We start from the raw sequence: 14,272 nt of genomic DNA, 5'->3' as shown, positions 1-14,272 counted from the left end.
TACCCTATACATTTCAATTGTACAAAAGGGTCAACTTTTAGACAGGTACGCAGGACATTTCTTTTCGTTCGTTGTGTTCGCTTGTTTTGTAAAATGTTAAATCCAATTGAAACTGCGTCCTTCGGGTTAATAAGTACTAATTAAAAACATAATAAAAAAGAGTGCGTTTTTTCATCGCACTCTTTCAAAAGGCTTTACCAATCTCGATGCTCACCATGTCCATGTTCATGCTCACGATCGCGGTCATGATTACGTCTACGACGACACTCATCACAATCGCAGTCACGTCTACAATGACAGTCGTTAAAATCGTTTCTTCTTCGTCTACGGCCACAACCGCAAAATACTAAATCATCCCAAAATCTATTACAATCTCGAGAATGTCCAAAATTATTATCCCATCCCATAGATATGATTCCCTCCTCTAAAATAGAATTCATCATATTCTATGATTAAAAGATAGAAATAGTTTGTTTACTAGTCTATGTTTCAAACTAATAATATTTCAATTTGCAAATCTATCTCACGTCTTATCTTTCCTTAACAACAAACAAGACGCCACCCAGATCACGGCAGCGCCTACGATAATTGCTATAAACTTAATCAAATTTATTTATCCTCACATTATTTATTTCTTTGCTTCCATACCCCATTCTCTTTACGATAAGTATTCTTGCCATCCATGAATTCAGCTGTATTACCAGGAATGCTATATTTCTTATTCTTATTCTTTTTCTTAGCCTTCTTCTTCAATCTCTTCTCTTCTTGAACAGCTTGCAAATCCGCCTTCCATTGTTTCAACAAATCCTTTTCACGTCGCATCGAATTTGTACCCCTTGGATTAAAATATAAACCAAATAATTACATTCTACCTATTTACATAAGAATCCTTTAATTCAAATGCCCATTTTGTGCAAAATAAAAAGAGTACCCGTCATTAGGTACCCTTCAGCAAATAAGTATGGCGCTCCAAGTTTCATCTCATATGATAACTCGTCCCACGAATTCATCATATGCTCGTCTTATTAGAATGCTCACTAGTTTAATGTGTAATTTCTATATAACAAAGAAAAAAGCACCCGTTATGGATGCTTAATTCGTTGGCAAAGGTATATATACTCTCTCAATATTATTTACGTACTCATCAATGAGTGTTGCAATTGCTGTTAAATCTGATGCGTTAATCACATCAGACACAATTGAATTCATTCTTTGCGAATCCTGTGGATTAACATCTGTATTCTGCTGAATATAAGCGTTAAACGTTAACATTGCATAACCAGTCGTCGCCTTCACTTCATTAAAGTGATGATCTGAAAAATAATCTGTATTCGCCATTTTAGCTGGGTCTCCCCATCGTTCTAACATTTCTCCGTCTTGAGCACCAAAAGCCCGACGAATAAAAGTTTCATAACGTAGTGCTACTGTCATATCCTTCTCCTCCTTTCAACTTTATATTTATATAATATAATTATTATCTATTTTACGCTAGTAAATTACTTATAAAAAAAAGAAACCGCTACAATTAAGTAACGGCTCTTTTACGTCTTATAAAAATATTAAAGGGCTGAGAGAAGACTAAGAATCTTCTCGTTTATACTCCGTAGAGCTGGTCAATACATCGGGTGTCGCGGCCCTTAGCTGACCAATATCGAATTATAAAGGATTTATATCCAAGGCGTATATGGTTCTTCCGACGCCTTGTTTGAACCAATACACTAGAGGGATGGAAGGGGAATGTTTCCGCTGTATTGGCTCAAACAAAGAGTGGAACTCTTTGCCCTCGTTTTGGTCATTAATAAGAATCATGGGTAATTACTAATGTACGAGATACGTATACTTTTTAGCTTTTTAGAATGCAAGTGTTACTCATTTAAGAGCAACCACCCCCATTCCATCTTCAAGAACCAACATATTAGAGGGAATAGACTTATATTTATTATCAACCCAGAGGACGCATTCCGAGCTGATTGATAAATACAATAGAAACAGCATGACGAATGCAAATTATCTCACACCCGCCACACTGGAATATGTCATTGTAATACATTCATTGGTCTTTTCGTCTTAACGCGGGTTCGTACCGCCTTGCCCGCCCTACTATGCGGTATACGTTACCGTGACATTCTCGCATAAGAACGTTTCACTTATAGGTGTACTAATCCTCTTCGATATGCGGTTGTCAAAGAACTGTCCAAAAGCTCTTGAATGAGCTTGTATATTAAGAATATCGTTGATTTCATTATCAAAATTCCCCCTATTTAGTCCCCATTTTTATCGGCATTTTGTCGAAGTTTTTAAAAACATAAACATTCCAATTTATTATATTTTTTCTTTTTTTGATAATATTTGTATCCAGTTCAGGTAATAATATCATATAATTAAGCTATTATAATTTTATAAAAAGCAAGGATGGTTAGACATGACGGTACAACAAGAAAAAGTAACAAAGCGCGTGGTTTGTAGGAAATGCAAATCAGATCAAATAGTCGGTAATAAGCGTGGTTATAATTTCAAAAGAGCGTTTTTTATTCTGTTTCTTCTGTTAGGTACACTTATAACTATTGGAATAGTTTCTAATTTTTTATATGTTATAGTTCCTGAAAATTCTATGGATGGAGTTGTTGGACTTTCTGCAATTGTTGGTCTTCTTATTGTACTTCTAGGACCACCGATAATTTTATTCAGTGGATTTGTTGGTAGAAAAAATATTGTTAATGGTTGCATGAATTGCGGACATACATGGATGCCTAAAAAATAAAACATAAAAAGCCAAATGGATAGTTAATTAAAAACTGTTAATTTGGCTTTTTTTGTATTATTAAATCATCCCTAAAGATGTAGCGATCAATCGAATCGCATTTTTCTTCTTATAGTAGAAGTGATCTTTCTTCATCGATAATTCAGTGTAAATAAAGCTGTCTTTTGGCTTATCTGCATTTAAGTATTTCCTCTTGATGATTTCTGCCTCGTCATAGTCTAAAACGTACTGTAAAGCCTTATCGATCTGCTTAAACTTGATATTGCTAATATATCTTGTGTCTCTAATCTCCGGGAACAAACTGATTCCTTCGTGTTTTAACTCCACTTCATTTTCAAAACGCGTTTTCAATGCGCGGTATTCCTTTAGTATTTTCACTACTTCTTTCTGAACCTGTTTTTCTGTCTCTCTATCAATAGCTGGTAATAAAGTTAATTGTCTCTCCATGAAGGAATCCCCCTATTTCTGAATTTATCTTTTTAACATCACATCAGGTACGTGAAATTTTACTATCTCTTTGTTGAATAAGGGAAACATGCATAACGAGTAGCCCCCACTATACACTCTGCATTGTTCCGTTATTCATTAAGCCTTTAATAATCTATGTTTCTTGTTGGCCATTTTCTCTTTTGCTGCTTCAATGTTATTTGCTACTTTCTTATGATCCAAATCAAATTGAATCATTCCATCAAATATAGCTGGTGCTACTGCTTCATCAACATATTGTAAATAATCCACCGGCGCTCGTTCTGTTTGTTCTACTAAGTACCCATAAATATCAAAGTCTGCTCTTGGTATAGACTTCTTGCCCTTCGGTTGATGAGATATCCTTACATAAGATTGAATGACTGATAGTGGCACTGCGAATACTGACTTATCCTTACTGAATTCTATAAGGAAGAAGCATATCGCTCCCATCTTCTCCGCTTTCTCCAGGTAATCCAATTGATGCTGTGCAATGTTCTTTAAATCAAAACGTGTATCTTTCTCTGTAGACTTCGCTTCAAATGCTACAGCTCGTCCCTTATACACCCCGTCATAGTCAACTGTACTTTTAGCTTCATAGAATCCATTGATTACTTGGCTACCTCTACTCTTAATCACCTTCACAGGAGTTGGACGCTTGTTAATAAGCGCCACTCCTCCTCTTTGATACATTTCATTCGCTAGATTGATAAGCATTTCAAATGCCATCCCACGGTTTCCTAGTCCCATTGTTATTCCTCACTTTCTATTAAAAAGATTATTTTGTTGAATTTTTTATTACCAATCATTAAAAATATCTTATAATCGTTATATGCAAACTTATTTTTAGGAGTAGATAGAATGCCAGTTACACTCGAACTTATTCTTTTCATTCTTATAGCAATTAGTGCTGTTGGCTATTTGATAAAAGAATCTCAAAAAACTAAAAAAAGAATCCTTGGAATTTCACTAGAACTTTTAGTTCTTTTCTGGTCAATATGGAGAATATCGACTATCATAATTCAAATTTCAGAATATAATCTCTCGTGAATAAAACTCAATATTCCGTCAATACTGTAGACAACCCATTAAGTTACTTTCTCCTCGTTCCCCCTTGGAGAACCGAGCAGTTAGCTTTTGCTAGCTGCTCTTTATTTGTAAGAAGCATTCAATTAACTGGACTCACATATAATATTCTGAGTTCCTTTCTTTATAAAATAGTCGTTATAAAATGAGACTCGTCACGAGAGCACTTTACTAAGTGCTCTTTTTATATTCCAACCTAATACAAAATGAAATTTTTATATAAAGTTTTCTCAATATCTACAACATGGAAATAAATTACCTTTTATGGTAACCTATTGGTAATCCCATAAAGTTCTATTGTTCCATTAAAAAGGACCCCTACCCCTTTTCCGGGTCCTTTTTCAACGTTTTCTACTAAAATAGCATTTTTTATTCAAATTGATGCCCTGCTTATTTGGGTACATTTACCAGTATTTTTACCAAAAAATTCATGATATTGTTAATTAGTCGAGTACGTCATTACTTGACGATTACCCTTAGGGGCTCCCCAGACAAATGGGGCTCCTTTTATTCAAATAACGATTTTGTTTAAATTTCATTAACCTTATTGATTCCTTTACATACAGTATTATCACAAGAAATTCAATAAGTGCTCCGGTCTAGTTACCTTGAATTTCTTGCAAATCTTGTGGGAAGAATCCGTTTATAACAAACGGGTTCTTTTATTTATTCATCATAAAATAACTATTTTGTTCACTTTTTTGATACATTTACGAAACATTCATATGTTATCTTCAGTAAGTTCTTTTCTTTTCATAACATTGTGTGAGTTATACCGACACAAGAAGCCCTAGATCCCTAAATCTAGGGCTCCTTCGTTTTAATAACCATTTTTTTAACTTAATGTATAGACAACTATATATTTAGATGTTAAAATATTATTGTGATTCCTACTTGGTTTCACATACGACTCTTTTTCTGCGATTATGGGGTTCTTACGTAATAGTAAGGACCATTTTTTTATTTAGTGCCCATAGCCAGTAAATCCGAAGCCCATATTTCTCCTTTCTGATTCCAATAATCCCAACGTTTCTACTAACGCTATGACGCCTACGGGTGCCTCGTTTAATCAAATGAGTTTCTACCCTTTAAATACGTCATAACGCTATGTCTCCTAATCTAAATTCATTATCTCTTCTAAGGTTCTATCGGAAATATACGTGGTAATAATCTGTATTTTTCCGTATTTTCTTTTAGCCATTTCTATAGCTTCGCTCTCGGACTTCGCCTCAAACCAACGAAGCTTCCACTTCTCGTCTTTGTCGTAAAACTCTACTGAATACGTCATAACGCTATTACGCTTCAAGAATTTGTTCACGGTACTTGTTGCGGTATAATCAAAACTTCCGACTACATCCTCCAGTGTTAGTTGTTTCATGCTCCTAACCCCATTGGACGCGATTTGATTTTGTTCTTATCGGCCTGATCCATAATTAATGCGGCGATTTCTAGTTGATTCCTTCCTAACTCTTTTGCTATTTCAAGAATATCTTTATCCTCATCCCACATTTCTCGTAATTGAATCACTTCACTTTCATCGAACACTAAGTCCAACTCTTCTAGAGCAATATATAAGTTACGACGCGACTTCTTCATGTACTTTCCCTGCTGCAACGCCATTGTGTAATTCTCCTTTTCCAAATCCGTTCCAAGTCGTGGCATCCCATTTCCCCTCCAGTTGTAATTGATGAATTTCTCGTAACTCCGCCATAACGGCATGACGTCTTCTATCCACTTCTTCAAGACTGCAATTCCCTGCTTCGCAAATACACGGTGCAAATTGATAGCAGCCATTCCCCATGCCGTTGCTAATTACTCCCGTTCCTTCACATACACACATCGGTTATTCCCCCTTTTAAAATGGCAATGTCTTTCTTCTGTAATCCTTTGTTTCTTCGAATTTTATTGTTCTAAAATTATTAAGAATTCGTGATACGATTCGCTCGTCATATGCCTCATCTAAACGCTTTCCTGTGAGGTTTGTCGTGAAGATAGTAGATTTACCTTGCCTACCATCGAAAACATCGAATAGTACCCTATTAATGAAGTTTGTTGCTTTCGTATTGGCATCTAATGCGCCTAACTCTGCTCCTAAATCATCGACTATTAATACTTGTGCTCTTACTAAACTTTGAATTATTGCGTCCTCAGTTAAGGAGGAATCTTTATTGAACGTACTTTTTATTTTCCGTAGCAATTCACCTACTGTAACGAAGACAACTGATTTCCCTGCTCCTGCAAGCTGATCCGCTATAGCGTAAGCAAGATGTGTTTTCCCTGCTCCGCAATTTCCTGCCATAATCGTGTTAAACACTTTTCCATTGAGATAATCCGTAGCGATGACCTTTGCGAGTCCAAGGTTCTTCGCTCCTTCCTTGCTAGTAGGTTTGTAATTATCAAAGTTAGCTTTCTTAATGTTGCTATCGGCTATCATGCTTTGTTGGTGAAACATGAATTTCTTCTCGTTCGCTTTATCCGCATCGTATTTCGCTTGTTCCTGTTGCTGAAGCTTCTTACTATCGTTTTCAAGGAAGCATCGAGGGCAAACAACTTGTCCACCGAACTTCATCTTATTCATGCCATGTGTATCACACACATCAGAATCCATAGTCATATTCACCTTTTTGGCTATATCGTTTGGTATTGCTGCCGCTGCTCTCTGCATTGCTCTTCGCTCCTTTTTTAGGTTGTTGGTTTAAGTATTCTTCAAATTTATTACCGAATAATGTTGATGGTCTTAAATACTGGTTATACTCTTCATCTGTTAACCAGTGAGAAGCCTTGATTTCTATTACTTTCTTAAAATCATTTACATTAAAACCTTGATTAAATCTCGCTTTAATTAGGCCTTTAGTTTTTTTAGTAGATGAGCGATAGGATGTAGAGCATCTGTCGTTAAGATAGGTAACTATCTCGACAATAGATTTATTAATATCTTTATCTTTTTCTAGTTCTAATTCTTTTTCTTCTTCTTTGTCCGTTTCATTTGCGTTACCATATTCGTTACCTGTAACGTTACATCCGTTACCTTCGTTTAAAAGACTACTTTTTTTTCGTTCACGGTACGCTGCTACTCGTTTTTTAGTATCTTCACGAATCTTATCTAATCCATTTAAACTCTGATGTTTCCCCCAATTCGAGACGCTAATAAACTGATTGCTATCAACTTCAATCATTCCAAACTGTTTAAATGTTTGTAGAGCAAGTCGCACAACTGCTATTGGTCTATTAAAGATTGTCGCGAGCATATCTTCGGTATATGGAATATTTTCATTCAAGAAAATGTAACCATTGGCATTAGTTTTCCCAGCTTGAGCAAGCAATTTAATCCAAATAATTAGCAATGTATCTGCTTCTGGCATACTTTCAATTAATCGAATCTTTTCATCTTCAAACATATTAGTAGTTAACTTAATCCATTTAACATCTGCCATTTAATTCACCTTCTTCATCCAACATTCATAACTCACATTGTCTTCCATGCCAGTAAAACGAACCTTGTCTTTCCCCCTGAATTTACCTTCGTGATGGAAAGTTCTTTCTGCTCTATATACCCGCTTAATTGGTGTTACATAGTCATAACCTCGTTTTTCTAAATCACGAACTGCTATTAACATCTCTTTCATCGATCCACGCCTTACAGGTATCTTAAACATCACACATTCGCCCTTTCGCATACCGCTATGTCGCCTTGAACCTTAATTACTTTGTATCCTGGATAGCGATCGGGAGTGATGTACTCAATCGCCTTTACTCTTGCTTCTTTTTCATTCCGTGCGCCCTTCCACACCCACTTCGGAAGGACGACTTTAGATTGATTTTTGTCTAACATAGGCTTAGCATCTCCTTAGTTTGTTTGTTCTATTTTTTCTACTTGTTCTTGCTCTTCAATTTCAGAAGTTTCTTTTTCAGCCTGTTTAACCCACTTTGTTAATTTCTTAAGTACTTCTCCAGCTTGTTTTAATGTCAATTCGCCAACTTCTTTAATACTTAAGTGTCCTTTAATCGTGTCTTCATCCACTTTTCGAAGGGTAGCTAATTTTTTTATGTTTAATTTAATTGCTCCAACTTGTTGAGCAGTAATCATTTCCTCTTGAATCTCTGGTAAATCTTCACCTGCATAGATGTATAATCCTAATCCGTGAAGTGCAATTGCTTTTACTAGGCAACGTTGGATACTTGTGTTAATGTCAAAGCTGTTAGGCTCCGCAATCGGCTTGTTCTGATTGTTAAGTATCGGGTGAATCTGACTTAGTGGTATTCCTTGTACAGTTACTTCAACTTCTACAAAGTAACCACAATCTGTTTTGAGGTAAGGCACTCCATCAAATCGTTTTACTTCCCATGTGGCTGTTGGATCTACTTCACGAAGCTTTTTAACCGCCCATGCCCATGATAAGTAGTTAAAGCGACCTTTCTTTTCAACGTGTTCCGTGCAATCTATTTGAGCTAATTTAGAAAAGTAATTTTCAGTTATCATATAAATCTTCCTCTCTTTTAAAATGGTGATATTTCCGTTTGTTTACTAGCTTCATACACTTCCATAAGCGACTGCAATCCGTATTCATAAGCTACAACCATTGATGTAGCATTAGGCTCATCGCTTTGCCTATATCGTTCAACTAGACTCTTCATAATTTGAATTTCAGCTTCAATTTTGTTTTGTAGCATCACCTTATTCACCTGCTACTTTCTTCATCGAATGTTCTTCAACGTACTGTTTGATGCATTCGGATTCGGTATGGATTGGATCACCACTAAAATCAAGGTACCCTTCTCCGTAGAAGATTTCTCCACCACACCCTTGGCAATAATCCATGAAGTCTCTTGCTGATGAATCATGATGGTTTCCGTAAGTAATTGGATTTTCAATCATTTTTTTGAATTCCTCCTTATTTACTGAGAGAAAACTTATGGTATAATATAGGTAGCTAATTTTAGGGAATGTTTTCTCTACATCGCTCGTTGCCATCGAGCGTTTTTTATTTTTCAATAGCTAACTTTCTGAAAGTTTGTTAAAATTTAGTTACCGATATGTGTAACAACTGGCCTGTGCTTCTGTACGGGCTTTTTTGATGCTTTCACGCATCAAAATATCCAGGAATCCTTTTACTAGATGGGGAACATCATTGAATTACTGAATATTACGACAAGTTAATGCGCGTCTTATCTTTGTAGGATTTTCCTCCTTTTTGTCGAATTAATCAGACGGAAGGAGGTGTTTTTATGCAATTCGTTGGTATTAAAACTAATGAGCTAACAGCTTTAGGGTTATTGGAGTACTCTACAGCTCGTTCGAAACTTGCAACTGATTTATCAACTGGTAATTTCCCCGCAGAACTTCAAGCCATTTTAGATAATTTACCTAAAGATAAACAATTAGAAATCATGTCTCAGGAAGCGTTGATTGTAGCTGTTGCAAAGATGATTGAAGCAAACAATCAAGCTCTTGTAGAGCAGTTTCAGTCTTTGGGTGTAATTCAGAAGTAGTTAATCTTTTCTTTGCCGACATCGAAAAGTAGTTAATAGATTCTATTTCATTTTTAAAAAGCTGAGCCTCTGTTACCGCAGGGTCTTGATTCTTGTTTTCTTCCACATGAATCACTCCTTTTATCAAATTTTATTGTGTTCATAAATCTGTAAAATCTTTATATAAAAATTTAATGAACTATGTGTTAAACTTATTACATTCCAAGAAGTCCTTTACTTTTAGAATCGACAATTCTTCAATACCCTTAGTCTTGCCCTGCATCCCCTTGCAGGGCTTTTATCATTTAGCTAGAGTGATATACCTCTTGTATGTTTCCTCAACCTTATCTGCGCTGTTATGTATCCCTCTATTTCGTAAATCACGTATCATTTTGATGATGTTTACTTTGTCTTCCTTATCCTTCTGCTGTTTATCCATCAATTTTCATCCCTTATATACCGTCTATCTATCCAATCCATTAAACGAATGAATCCGGCAAGTAAAATGAATAGAATCAGAATCATTAGATGTGATAATGTGCTTTCTTCCGCCATTTAAACTGCCTCCTGCTCTTGCTCTTTCTTTAGTCGGTCTATGATGTAGGCTTGTCCTTTTGGTGTTACGTATGTTGTTGTCCATGTGAATGCTTCACCATTCGGTTTCTGTTTAACACCTTGTGCGATTTCAAAGTATCCTTTTTCAACTGCTAGCTGAGTTGGTTCAGTGGATCTTTTGAACATTAACTCCCATTCTCGAAGCTTTGCGAATAACTGGCGTTGGCCAATTTTTACTCCTTGTTTTGTTGCTAACTTTGCAACTTCACTTACTTTCAGTGTTTGCTCTGACTGCATACACGCTTCAGCGAAGACTACTAATGGTTGTTGCTGAACAATTTGTTGTTGTGCTGCTGCAAGCCTTTCTTTTTCTTCTTTTAATTTAGTGAGAAGACCAATTACGAAGTCTGGATTTGTTACTGCTTGTTCCAGGACTTGATCTGTCATGTATGCTCCGTGTTTTCTAATAGAAGGAAGTACTTCGCTTGTAACCCATTTTCGAAATTCTTTTGCTTTCTGAGTTTCTGATTCGAAAATCAGCTCATACAATCCATCTTCGGTAATGTATGGTTGTCCATCGTGGACAATTACTGATATATCAGCTTTTTGGATGACTTTCTCGATACGATCTTTTCGAAGATAAGTTTTCCCTTTTGCCACTTTCGTATATCCAAGTGACCACGCTACATTTTCAAGATTAAACATTTCCTTACGATTAAGGTGTATAACCTCTAACGCTCCAAATTCTTGATGATTGAAAACCTGTAACTGCTTCATTTTCTTTCCTCCTCTTAGTTCACAAAAAGTGAACGTTTAGTTAAAAATAATAGTTAACTTTTCGTTAACTTTCTACTAATTCATCAACTGTAACATCATACAATTTAGACAACAAACCCAATCTGTATATACTTGGCTGTCTCTTGCCAGATTCAAGTTGTGAATAAGCGGATTTTGTTGAGTAACCAAGATAATCACCTACATAAGCCTGACTATAACCACGTTTCTTGCGTAACGATTTGGCCTTTTCGATATTTAGTTTCATGTTTATCACCTTTGTTCTTTTCGTTAATTTGATAATAACACAACGTTCACTTTTTGTGAACAGTAAAATTTATTTTTTTCTATAAACTTAAAAAGGTTGTCTTTGAGTGAACTTTCCTGTTAAATTTTATATATATTGACTATAGTTAATGAAAAAAAGTAAAAGATAATAGTAGACGGGACTTCTATAAAGGAGAGAAAACTGATGAATCATCAATTGATTAGTAAAAGGGTTAAAGAAATCAGAACGGAAATACTCAAAATGAGCCAATCTGAATTCATTAACGCACTAGGACTAAAAAGTAAATCTGCTGTATCTATGTGGGAGAACGAAGAAATAGATAAATGTCCATCGAGAAAAACTTCTTTAGATATAGCTAAACTCGCAAATGTATCCGTTTCTTATGTATTAGGTGAATCCGATGAGAAGAATCCTGAATTAACAGCTAAGGATGACTTAGAACAAGTAATGATAGATATTCGATCTAAGAATCCTGATAAACAAAAAGAACTTATTGAAATGATAAAACAACTAGTTAAAATATCAGGCGATTGATAGCGTTAAATGCTACCGATCGCCTCTTTTATTTTCAAAAGAATTTCATAAGACTCAGCATCCCCATTATGAGCCGCATTAAAGATTCCTTGTAGATTGCTTTCAACTTCAATTAACTCTTTTTCGATTGTATTTTGTTCCATCACCAACATCCTCCGATATTTTTATAGTATTTTGTGAATTTATCACAATGTATAACTAATATTTAATTTTGAAATTTAGTTAATCCCCCTATAAACAGCGAATGCGATTGCCCCATTAAGAGACAATCGCATTCAATCTATTTATATCGGACCCTTAACCAGAAAATTATCCCATTCCTGTCCCTGGGTCCATTCTAAGCATAATTTGAGTTTGAGCATCCTTTGCTACTTGTTTAGGCTGCTCCTTTTGACCTTTAACAGGAGATACATATAATACTCCGACTAAAGCCAAAGTTGTTACTAAAGCTAGTACTTTTTTCATTTAGCATCACCCTTGTATATTATACTATTTTTATTAATATCTACCAATATTTTTCGAGGTAAATAACTATAAAATTTACACCCTTGCGAGTAGAATAACTCAATTGATTTTTCTAGTAATTTTCTATCTTCCAATGCCATTCCTAAATAACATAATTTCATTGGAGACAGACTACCATTCTCTTTTTCGTACTTTCTTAATATAGTGGCAGCTTTTTCTTTTTCTCCTGTTACTATATATAGAAGCGCTTTCTCGCCCACATCAAAAATTTGTAAATCATACATATCCTTTTGATGGATTATTCTAATGTAAGACCTCATATTTAAAAACTCTTTTTTTCGGTTTTCTGCTTTCTCATAAGATAGTTGGTCTAGCATCTCAATCCCTTTATTTAAATACCATAAAGATTGTTCATAATTTTCAACGTATGATTCACCTAAATATCCTAATGCAGAAATTTTTAATAACCTTAAATAACCTAATTCATCATTAACATTCAATATACTATGGCATAGTTCTCTTGATTTTTCTATTTGCTCGTCCATTAGCAATGCATACGCATACCATTCCTTTACACGGCTACTGTATATATCTTTTATAAATTGGCTAGAAAGTTCAGATATTTTTTCCTGCAATGTTTGTATATACCCATCTAAAAGTTTAAAATCCCTACAATCATACATAGAATATAATGTTAAAATATCAAACATTATTTTAGTTTCTTCATTTTTAAGAACTTTACTCTTTTTCCTATTCTCAGTCTCCGTTAAAAGTTTTTCAGCTGTAAAAAATTTCTTAGCTCTTAACCAAACGAGTTCATATATATATGCCCATTCGTAAGTTTTAGAGTTATTAGATTCAAAGCCTCTTTGAATCGCGATTCTAAGGAGTTCCAAATCCCCTAAAGCATTTCCATACTCCATAGCTATTCTTAAATTCTTTTTACTTTTAGTTTTTTTACAAAATTCATGGATCATATAATTCTTTTCAAGCGGATCTTCATATAATAATTCAACTAACTTTACTACATTTAAAAAATTCAATTCACTTTTCCCTGATAAATTCTTTGAAAACGCAGGGCCACTTATTCCAAGTTCTTTTGAAATACTCTCTTGGCTCTTTTTTTGAAAATCAATTTGATCAACAACTTTAAATAACCAATATTTCATTTTGCTCCTCCTTGCCGGAACAAAAGACACGTAAACCCCATAAAGGAAAACGTGCCACCCTCAATCTATGGTGTGTTATAATTATATGTATAAGATCCGCGACAATGTTCCCTAGGGTAGTAGGGGCAGTGTAAGAGTGTTACCAGCACTACTTGCACCGTGGGTCTTTTTTACGTCCGTTTATTTTATTATTTTCATAATATCATATTTTTGCCAAAATTCAGTCGTGTGGTTATCAGAAAAATGTTGAGAAAGTTTGAAAATAGCTTTATATCAATGGTTTCTCACACTTACGGATAAAGATATGCAATAGTGCATCTTTCTGCATGAAGTACTCTTATGCATGTTTTACCGTATTAACCATGAGAGCTATGACTCTCTTTTTTCATTCGTAATTTTGGATCCAATTGAAATAATTAAGAAGTGTATAGGGTAACGTGGCCGATCTTAACTGTTGAAGAAAAAGAACTGATTGAGAACATGTTGTTATGTTCCTTATTATCTGAAGAAGAAATACTAATTACATACTACGAAGACGGTTATTTACTCTCTATCTATATGACTGTTGTTGGTATTGACCAGCAAAATAGTGCTGTCATATGTACCGATGCTTTTTATAATAAAATGAAACTTCAATTTTCTAATATAATAGATGTAAAATAGAACAGAGTGTAAAAGTCCAAGGGAATCAGATAAAAAAGAATT

At 34.9% G+C, this 14,272-nt stretch carries 25 protein-coding genes; 5 read left to right on the top strand and 20 right to left on the bottom strand.

Annotation, left to right across the window (positions count from 1 at the left end; all coding sequences use genetic code 11):
• Window positions 1-194: 194 nt before the first annotated feature.
• From ACQGSG_RS08520 to ACQGSG_RS08510, 3 genes are all read right to left on the bottom strand, one after another.
• The gene (locus ACQGSG_RS08520; protein WP_080451094.1) at window positions 195-407 is read right to left on the bottom strand and encodes a hypothetical protein; all 213 of its coding nucleotides are present in this window, start codon (window positions 405-407) and stop codon (window positions 195-197) included.
• Between the two features lie 217 nt (window positions 408-624).
• Window positions 625-822, bottom strand: a complete 198-nt coding sequence (locus tag ACQGSG_RS08515) for a hypothetical protein (RefSeq protein WP_098213109.1) — start codon at window positions 820-822, stop codon at window positions 625-627.
• 270 nt (window positions 823-1,092) lie between these two features.
• A complete protein-coding gene (locus ACQGSG_RS08510; RefSeq protein WP_098877390.1) occupies window positions 1,093-1,431 on the bottom strand; it encodes a hypothetical protein in 339 nt (112 codons plus the stop codon).
• A 991-nt stretch (window positions 1,432-2,422) separates the two neighbouring features.
• Between ACQGSG_RS08510 and ACQGSG_RS08505 the strand changes: the two genes are divergently transcribed.
• Window positions 2,423-2,761, top strand: a complete 339-nt coding sequence (locus ACQGSG_RS08505; RefSeq protein WP_000218072.1) for a hypothetical protein — start codon at window positions 2,423-2,425, stop codon at window positions 2,759-2,761.
• Between the two features lie 60 nt (window positions 2,762-2,821).
• On the opposite strand, the gene ACQGSG_RS08500 is transcribed toward ACQGSG_RS08505, so the two are convergent.
• Window positions 2,822-3,208 (bottom strand): ArpU family phage packaging/lysis transcriptional regulator, encoded by a 387-nt coding sequence (locus ACQGSG_RS08500; protein ID WP_098205031.1) that lies wholly within the window; start codon window positions 3,206-3,208, stop codon window positions 2,822-2,824.
• A gap of 138 nt (window positions 3,209-3,346) precedes the next feature.
• Window positions 3,347-3,976: a Holliday junction resolvase RecU gene (locus ACQGSG_RS08495; RefSeq protein WP_325842335.1), complete on the bottom strand. Its 630-nt coding sequence runs from the start codon at window positions 3,974-3,976 to the stop codon at window positions 3,347-3,349.
• Window positions 3,977-4,087: 111 nt separating this feature from the next.
• Between ACQGSG_RS08495 and ACQGSG_RS08490 the strand changes: the two genes are divergently transcribed.
• Window positions 4,088-4,276, top strand: a complete 189-nt coding sequence (locus ACQGSG_RS08490; protein WP_325842334.1) for a hypothetical protein — start codon at window positions 4,088-4,090, stop codon at window positions 4,274-4,276.
• A 1,150-nt stretch (window positions 4,277-5,426) separates the two neighbouring features.
• Here ACQGSG_RS08490 and ACQGSG_RS08485 read toward each other — a convergent pair.
• The 10 genes from ACQGSG_RS08485 to ACQGSG_RS08440 are packed head-to-tail and all read right to left on the bottom strand — an operon-like array spanning window position 5,427 to window position 9,188.
• Window positions 5,427-5,690, bottom strand: a complete 264-nt coding sequence (locus tag ACQGSG_RS08485) for a hypothetical protein (RefSeq protein WP_086404367.1) — start codon at window positions 5,688-5,690, stop codon at window positions 5,427-5,429.
• A complete protein-coding gene (locus tag ACQGSG_RS08480; protein WP_149288029.1) occupies window positions 5,687-5,932 on the bottom strand; it encodes a helix-turn-helix domain containing protein in 246 nt (81 codons plus the stop codon). The genes ACQGSG_RS08485 and ACQGSG_RS08480 overlap by 4 nt, the downstream gene beginning before the upstream one ends.
• On the bottom strand, window positions 5,889-6,152 hold the full coding sequence (locus ACQGSG_RS08475; protein ID WP_325842333.1) for a hypothetical protein: 264 nt from the start codon (window positions 6,150-6,152) through the stop codon (window positions 5,889-5,891). Before ACQGSG_RS08475 ends, ACQGSG_RS08480 begins: the two co-directional genes overlap by 44 nt.
• Window positions 6,153-6,167: 15 nt before the next feature.
• Window positions 6,168-6,926: an ATP-binding protein gene (locus ACQGSG_RS08470; RefSeq protein WP_325842353.1), complete on the bottom strand. Its 759-nt coding sequence runs from the start codon at window positions 6,924-6,926 to the stop codon at window positions 6,168-6,170.
• A complete protein-coding gene (locus tag ACQGSG_RS08465) occupies window positions 6,910-7,746 on the bottom strand; it encodes a phage replisome organizer N-terminal domain-containing protein (protein ID WP_325842332.1) in 837 nt (278 codons plus the stop codon). Before ACQGSG_RS08465 ends, ACQGSG_RS08470 begins: the two co-directional genes overlap by 17 nt.
• Complete coding sequence (locus ACQGSG_RS08460; RefSeq protein WP_325842330.1) at window positions 7,747-7,968, bottom strand: hypothetical protein; 222 nt, start codon at window positions 7,966-7,968, stop codon at window positions 7,747-7,749. It abuts the gene before it with no gap.
• The gene (locus tag ACQGSG_RS08455) at window positions 7,968-8,144 is read right to left on the bottom strand and encodes a hypothetical protein (protein ID WP_325842329.1); all 177 of its coding nucleotides are present in this window, start codon (window positions 8,142-8,144) and stop codon (window positions 7,968-7,970) included. The genes ACQGSG_RS08460 and ACQGSG_RS08455 overlap by 1 nt, the downstream gene beginning before the upstream one ends.
• Window positions 8,145-8,159: 15 nt before the next feature.
• Window positions 8,160-8,792: a DUF1071 domain-containing protein gene (locus ACQGSG_RS08450; protein WP_098829617.1), complete on the bottom strand. Its 633-nt coding sequence runs from the start codon at window positions 8,790-8,792 to the stop codon at window positions 8,160-8,162.
• Between the two features lie 17 nt (window positions 8,793-8,809).
• Window positions 8,810-8,983: a hypothetical protein gene (locus ACQGSG_RS08445; protein WP_325842357.1), complete on the bottom strand. Its 174-nt coding sequence runs from the start codon at window positions 8,981-8,983 to the stop codon at window positions 8,810-8,812.
• Between the two features lie 4 nt (window positions 8,984-8,987).
• Window positions 8,988-9,188, bottom strand: a complete 201-nt coding sequence (locus ACQGSG_RS08440; protein ID WP_000572098.1) for a hypothetical protein — start codon at window positions 9,186-9,188, stop codon at window positions 8,988-8,990.
• Between the two features lie 350 nt (window positions 9,189-9,538).
• On the opposite strand from ACQGSG_RS08440, the gene ACQGSG_RS08435 reads away from it, so the two are divergent.
• A complete protein-coding gene (locus ACQGSG_RS08435) occupies window positions 9,539-9,802 on the top strand; it encodes a hypothetical protein (protein ID WP_325842328.1) in 264 nt (87 codons plus the stop codon).
• 534 nt (window positions 9,803-10,336) lie between these two features.
• Here the strand turns inward: ACQGSG_RS08435 and ACQGSG_RS08430 are convergent.
• Both ACQGSG_RS08430 and ACQGSG_RS08425 read right to left on the bottom strand, forming a co-directional pair.
• Complete coding sequence (locus ACQGSG_RS08430) at window positions 10,337-11,113, bottom strand: phage antirepressor (protein ID WP_152122281.1); 777 nt, start codon at window positions 11,111-11,113, stop codon at window positions 10,337-10,339.
• Between the two features lie 64 nt (window positions 11,114-11,177).
• The gene (locus ACQGSG_RS08425; protein WP_000773131.1) at window positions 11,178-11,378 is read right to left on the bottom strand and encodes a helix-turn-helix domain-containing protein; all 201 of its coding nucleotides are present in this window, start codon (window positions 11,376-11,378) and stop codon (window positions 11,178-11,180) included.
• Window positions 11,379-11,582: 204 nt separating this feature from the next.
• On the opposite strand from ACQGSG_RS08425, the gene ACQGSG_RS08420 reads away from it, so the two are divergent.
• The gene (locus ACQGSG_RS08420) at window positions 11,583-11,933 is read left to right on the top strand and encodes a helix-turn-helix domain-containing protein (RefSeq protein ID WP_001016404.1); all 351 of its coding nucleotides are present in this window, start codon (window positions 11,583-11,585) and stop codon (window positions 11,931-11,933) included.
• Window positions 11,934-11,938: 5 nt separating this feature from the next.
• On the opposite strand, the gene ACQGSG_RS08415 is transcribed toward ACQGSG_RS08420, so the two are convergent.
• The 3 genes from ACQGSG_RS08415 to ACQGSG_RS08405 all read right to left on the bottom strand — a co-directional run bounded on the left by ACQGSG_RS08415 (window position 11,939) and on the right by ACQGSG_RS08405 (window position 13,567).
• Window positions 11,939-12,076 (bottom strand): hypothetical protein, encoded by a 138-nt coding sequence (locus ACQGSG_RS08415; protein WP_000437474.1) that lies wholly within the window; start codon window positions 12,074-12,076, stop codon window positions 11,939-11,941.
• 166 nt (window positions 12,077-12,242) lie between these two features.
• Entirely contained in the window at window positions 12,243-12,398 is a 156-nt protein-coding gene (locus tag ACQGSG_RS08410) for a hypothetical protein (RefSeq protein WP_000756311.1), read from the bottom strand.
• Window positions 12,395-13,567 (bottom strand): AimR family lysis-lysogeny pheromone receptor, encoded by a 1,173-nt coding sequence (locus ACQGSG_RS08405; RefSeq protein WP_000878552.1) that lies wholly within the window; start codon window positions 13,565-13,567, stop codon window positions 12,395-12,397. The genes ACQGSG_RS08410 and ACQGSG_RS08405 overlap by 4 nt, the downstream gene beginning before the upstream one ends.
• Before the next feature lie 423 nt (window positions 13,568-13,990).
• Here ACQGSG_RS08405 and ACQGSG_RS08400 point away from each other — a divergent pair, with 423 nt between their 5' ends.
• On the top strand, window positions 13,991-14,230 hold the full coding sequence (locus tag ACQGSG_RS08400; protein ID WP_325842327.1) for a YolD-like family protein: 240 nt from the start codon (window positions 13,991-13,993) through the stop codon (window positions 14,228-14,230).
• The last annotated feature ends 42 nt before the right edge of the window (window positions 14,231-14,272 follow it).

Origin of the sequence: Bacillus sp. GMa5/1, from assembly GCF_050172015.1 — a bacterium.
GTDB lineage: Bacteria > Bacillota > Bacilli > Bacillales > Bacillaceae_G > Bacillus_A > Bacillus_A cereus.
Note: the sequence above shows the minus strand (reverse complement) of the source record. Positions and strands in the feature narration are given on the sequence as shown.

Coding starts and splice junctions, on each gene's coding strand:
- ACQGSG_RS08520 (WP_080451094.1), bottom strand. CDS start 407: ATGGGATGGGATAATAATTTTGGACATTCTCGAGATTGTAATAGATTT.
- ACQGSG_RS08515 (WP_098213109.1), bottom strand. CDS start 822: ATGCGACGTGAAAAGGATTTGTTGAAACAATGGAAGGCGGATTTGCAA.
- ACQGSG_RS08510 (WP_098877390.1), bottom strand. CDS start 1,431: ATGACAGTAGCACTACGTTATGAAACTTTTATTCGTCGGGCTTTTGGT.
- ACQGSG_RS08505 (WP_000218072.1), top strand. CDS start 2,423: ATGACGGTACAACAAGAAAAAGTAACAAAGCGCGTGGTTTGTAGGAAA.
- ACQGSG_RS08500 (WP_098205031.1), bottom strand. CDS start 3,208: ATGGAGAGACAATTAACTTTATTACCAGCTATTGATAGAGAGACAGAA.
- ACQGSG_RS08495 (WP_325842335.1), bottom strand. CDS start 3,976: ATGGGACTAGGAAACCGTGGGATGGCATTTGAAATGCTTATCAATCTA.
- ACQGSG_RS08490 (WP_325842334.1), top strand. CDS start 4,088: ATGCCAGTTACACTCGAACTTATTCTTTTCATTCTTATAGCAATTAGT.
- ACQGSG_RS08485 (WP_086404367.1), bottom strand. CDS start 5,690: ATGAAACAACTAACACTGGAGGATGTAGTCGGAAGTTTTGATTATACC.
- ACQGSG_RS08480 (WP_149288029.1), bottom strand. CDS start 5,932: ATGGCGTTGCAGCAGGGAAAGTACATGAAGAAGTCGCGTCGTAACTTA.
- ACQGSG_RS08475 (WP_325842333.1), bottom strand. CDS start 6,152: ATGTGTGTATGTGAAGGAACGGGAGTAATTAGCAACGGCATGGGGAAT.
- ACQGSG_RS08470 (WP_325842353.1), bottom strand. CDS start 6,926: ATGACTATGGATTCTGATGTGTGTGATACACATGGCATGAATAAGATG.
- ACQGSG_RS08465 (WP_325842332.1), bottom strand. CDS start 7,746: ATGGCAGATGTTAAATGGATTAAGTTAACTACTAATATGTTTGAAGAT.
- ACQGSG_RS08460 (WP_325842330.1), bottom strand. CDS start 7,968: ATGTTTAAGATACCTGTAAGGCGTGGATCGATGAAAGAGATGTTAATA.
- ACQGSG_RS08455 (WP_325842329.1), bottom strand. CDS start 8,144: ATGTTAGACAAAAATCAATCTAAAGTCGTCCTTCCGAAGTGGGTGTGG.
- ACQGSG_RS08450 (WP_098829617.1), bottom strand. CDS start 8,792: ATGATAACTGAAAATTACTTTTCTAAATTAGCTCAAATAGATTGCACG.
- ACQGSG_RS08445 (WP_325842357.1), bottom strand. CDS start 8,983: ATGCTACAAAACAAAATTGAAGCTGAAATTCAAATTATGAAGAGTCTA.
- ACQGSG_RS08440 (WP_000572098.1), bottom strand. CDS start 9,188: ATGATTGAAAATCCAATTACTTACGGAAACCATCATGATTCATCAGCA.
- ACQGSG_RS08435 (WP_325842328.1), top strand. CDS start 9,539: ATGCAATTCGTTGGTATTAAAACTAATGAGCTAACAGCTTTAGGGTTA.
- ACQGSG_RS08430 (WP_152122281.1), bottom strand. CDS start 11,113: ATGAAGCAGTTACAGGTTTTCAATCATCAAGAATTTGGAGCGTTAGAG.
- ACQGSG_RS08425 (WP_000773131.1), bottom strand. CDS start 11,378: ATGAAACTAAATATCGAAAAGGCCAAATCGTTACGCAAGAAACGTGGT.
- ACQGSG_RS08420 (WP_001016404.1), top strand. CDS start 11,583: ATGAATCATCAATTGATTAGTAAAAGGGTTAAAGAAATCAGAACGGAA.
- ACQGSG_RS08415 (WP_000437474.1), bottom strand. CDS start 12,076: ATGGAACAAAATACAATCGAAAAAGAGTTAATTGAAGTTGAAAGCAAT.
- ACQGSG_RS08410 (WP_000756311.1), bottom strand. CDS start 12,398: ATGAAAAAAGTACTAGCTTTAGTAACAACTTTGGCTTTAGTCGGAGTA.
- ACQGSG_RS08405 (WP_000878552.1), bottom strand. CDS start 13,567: ATGAAATATTGGTTATTTAAAGTTGTTGATCAAATTGATTTTCAAAAA.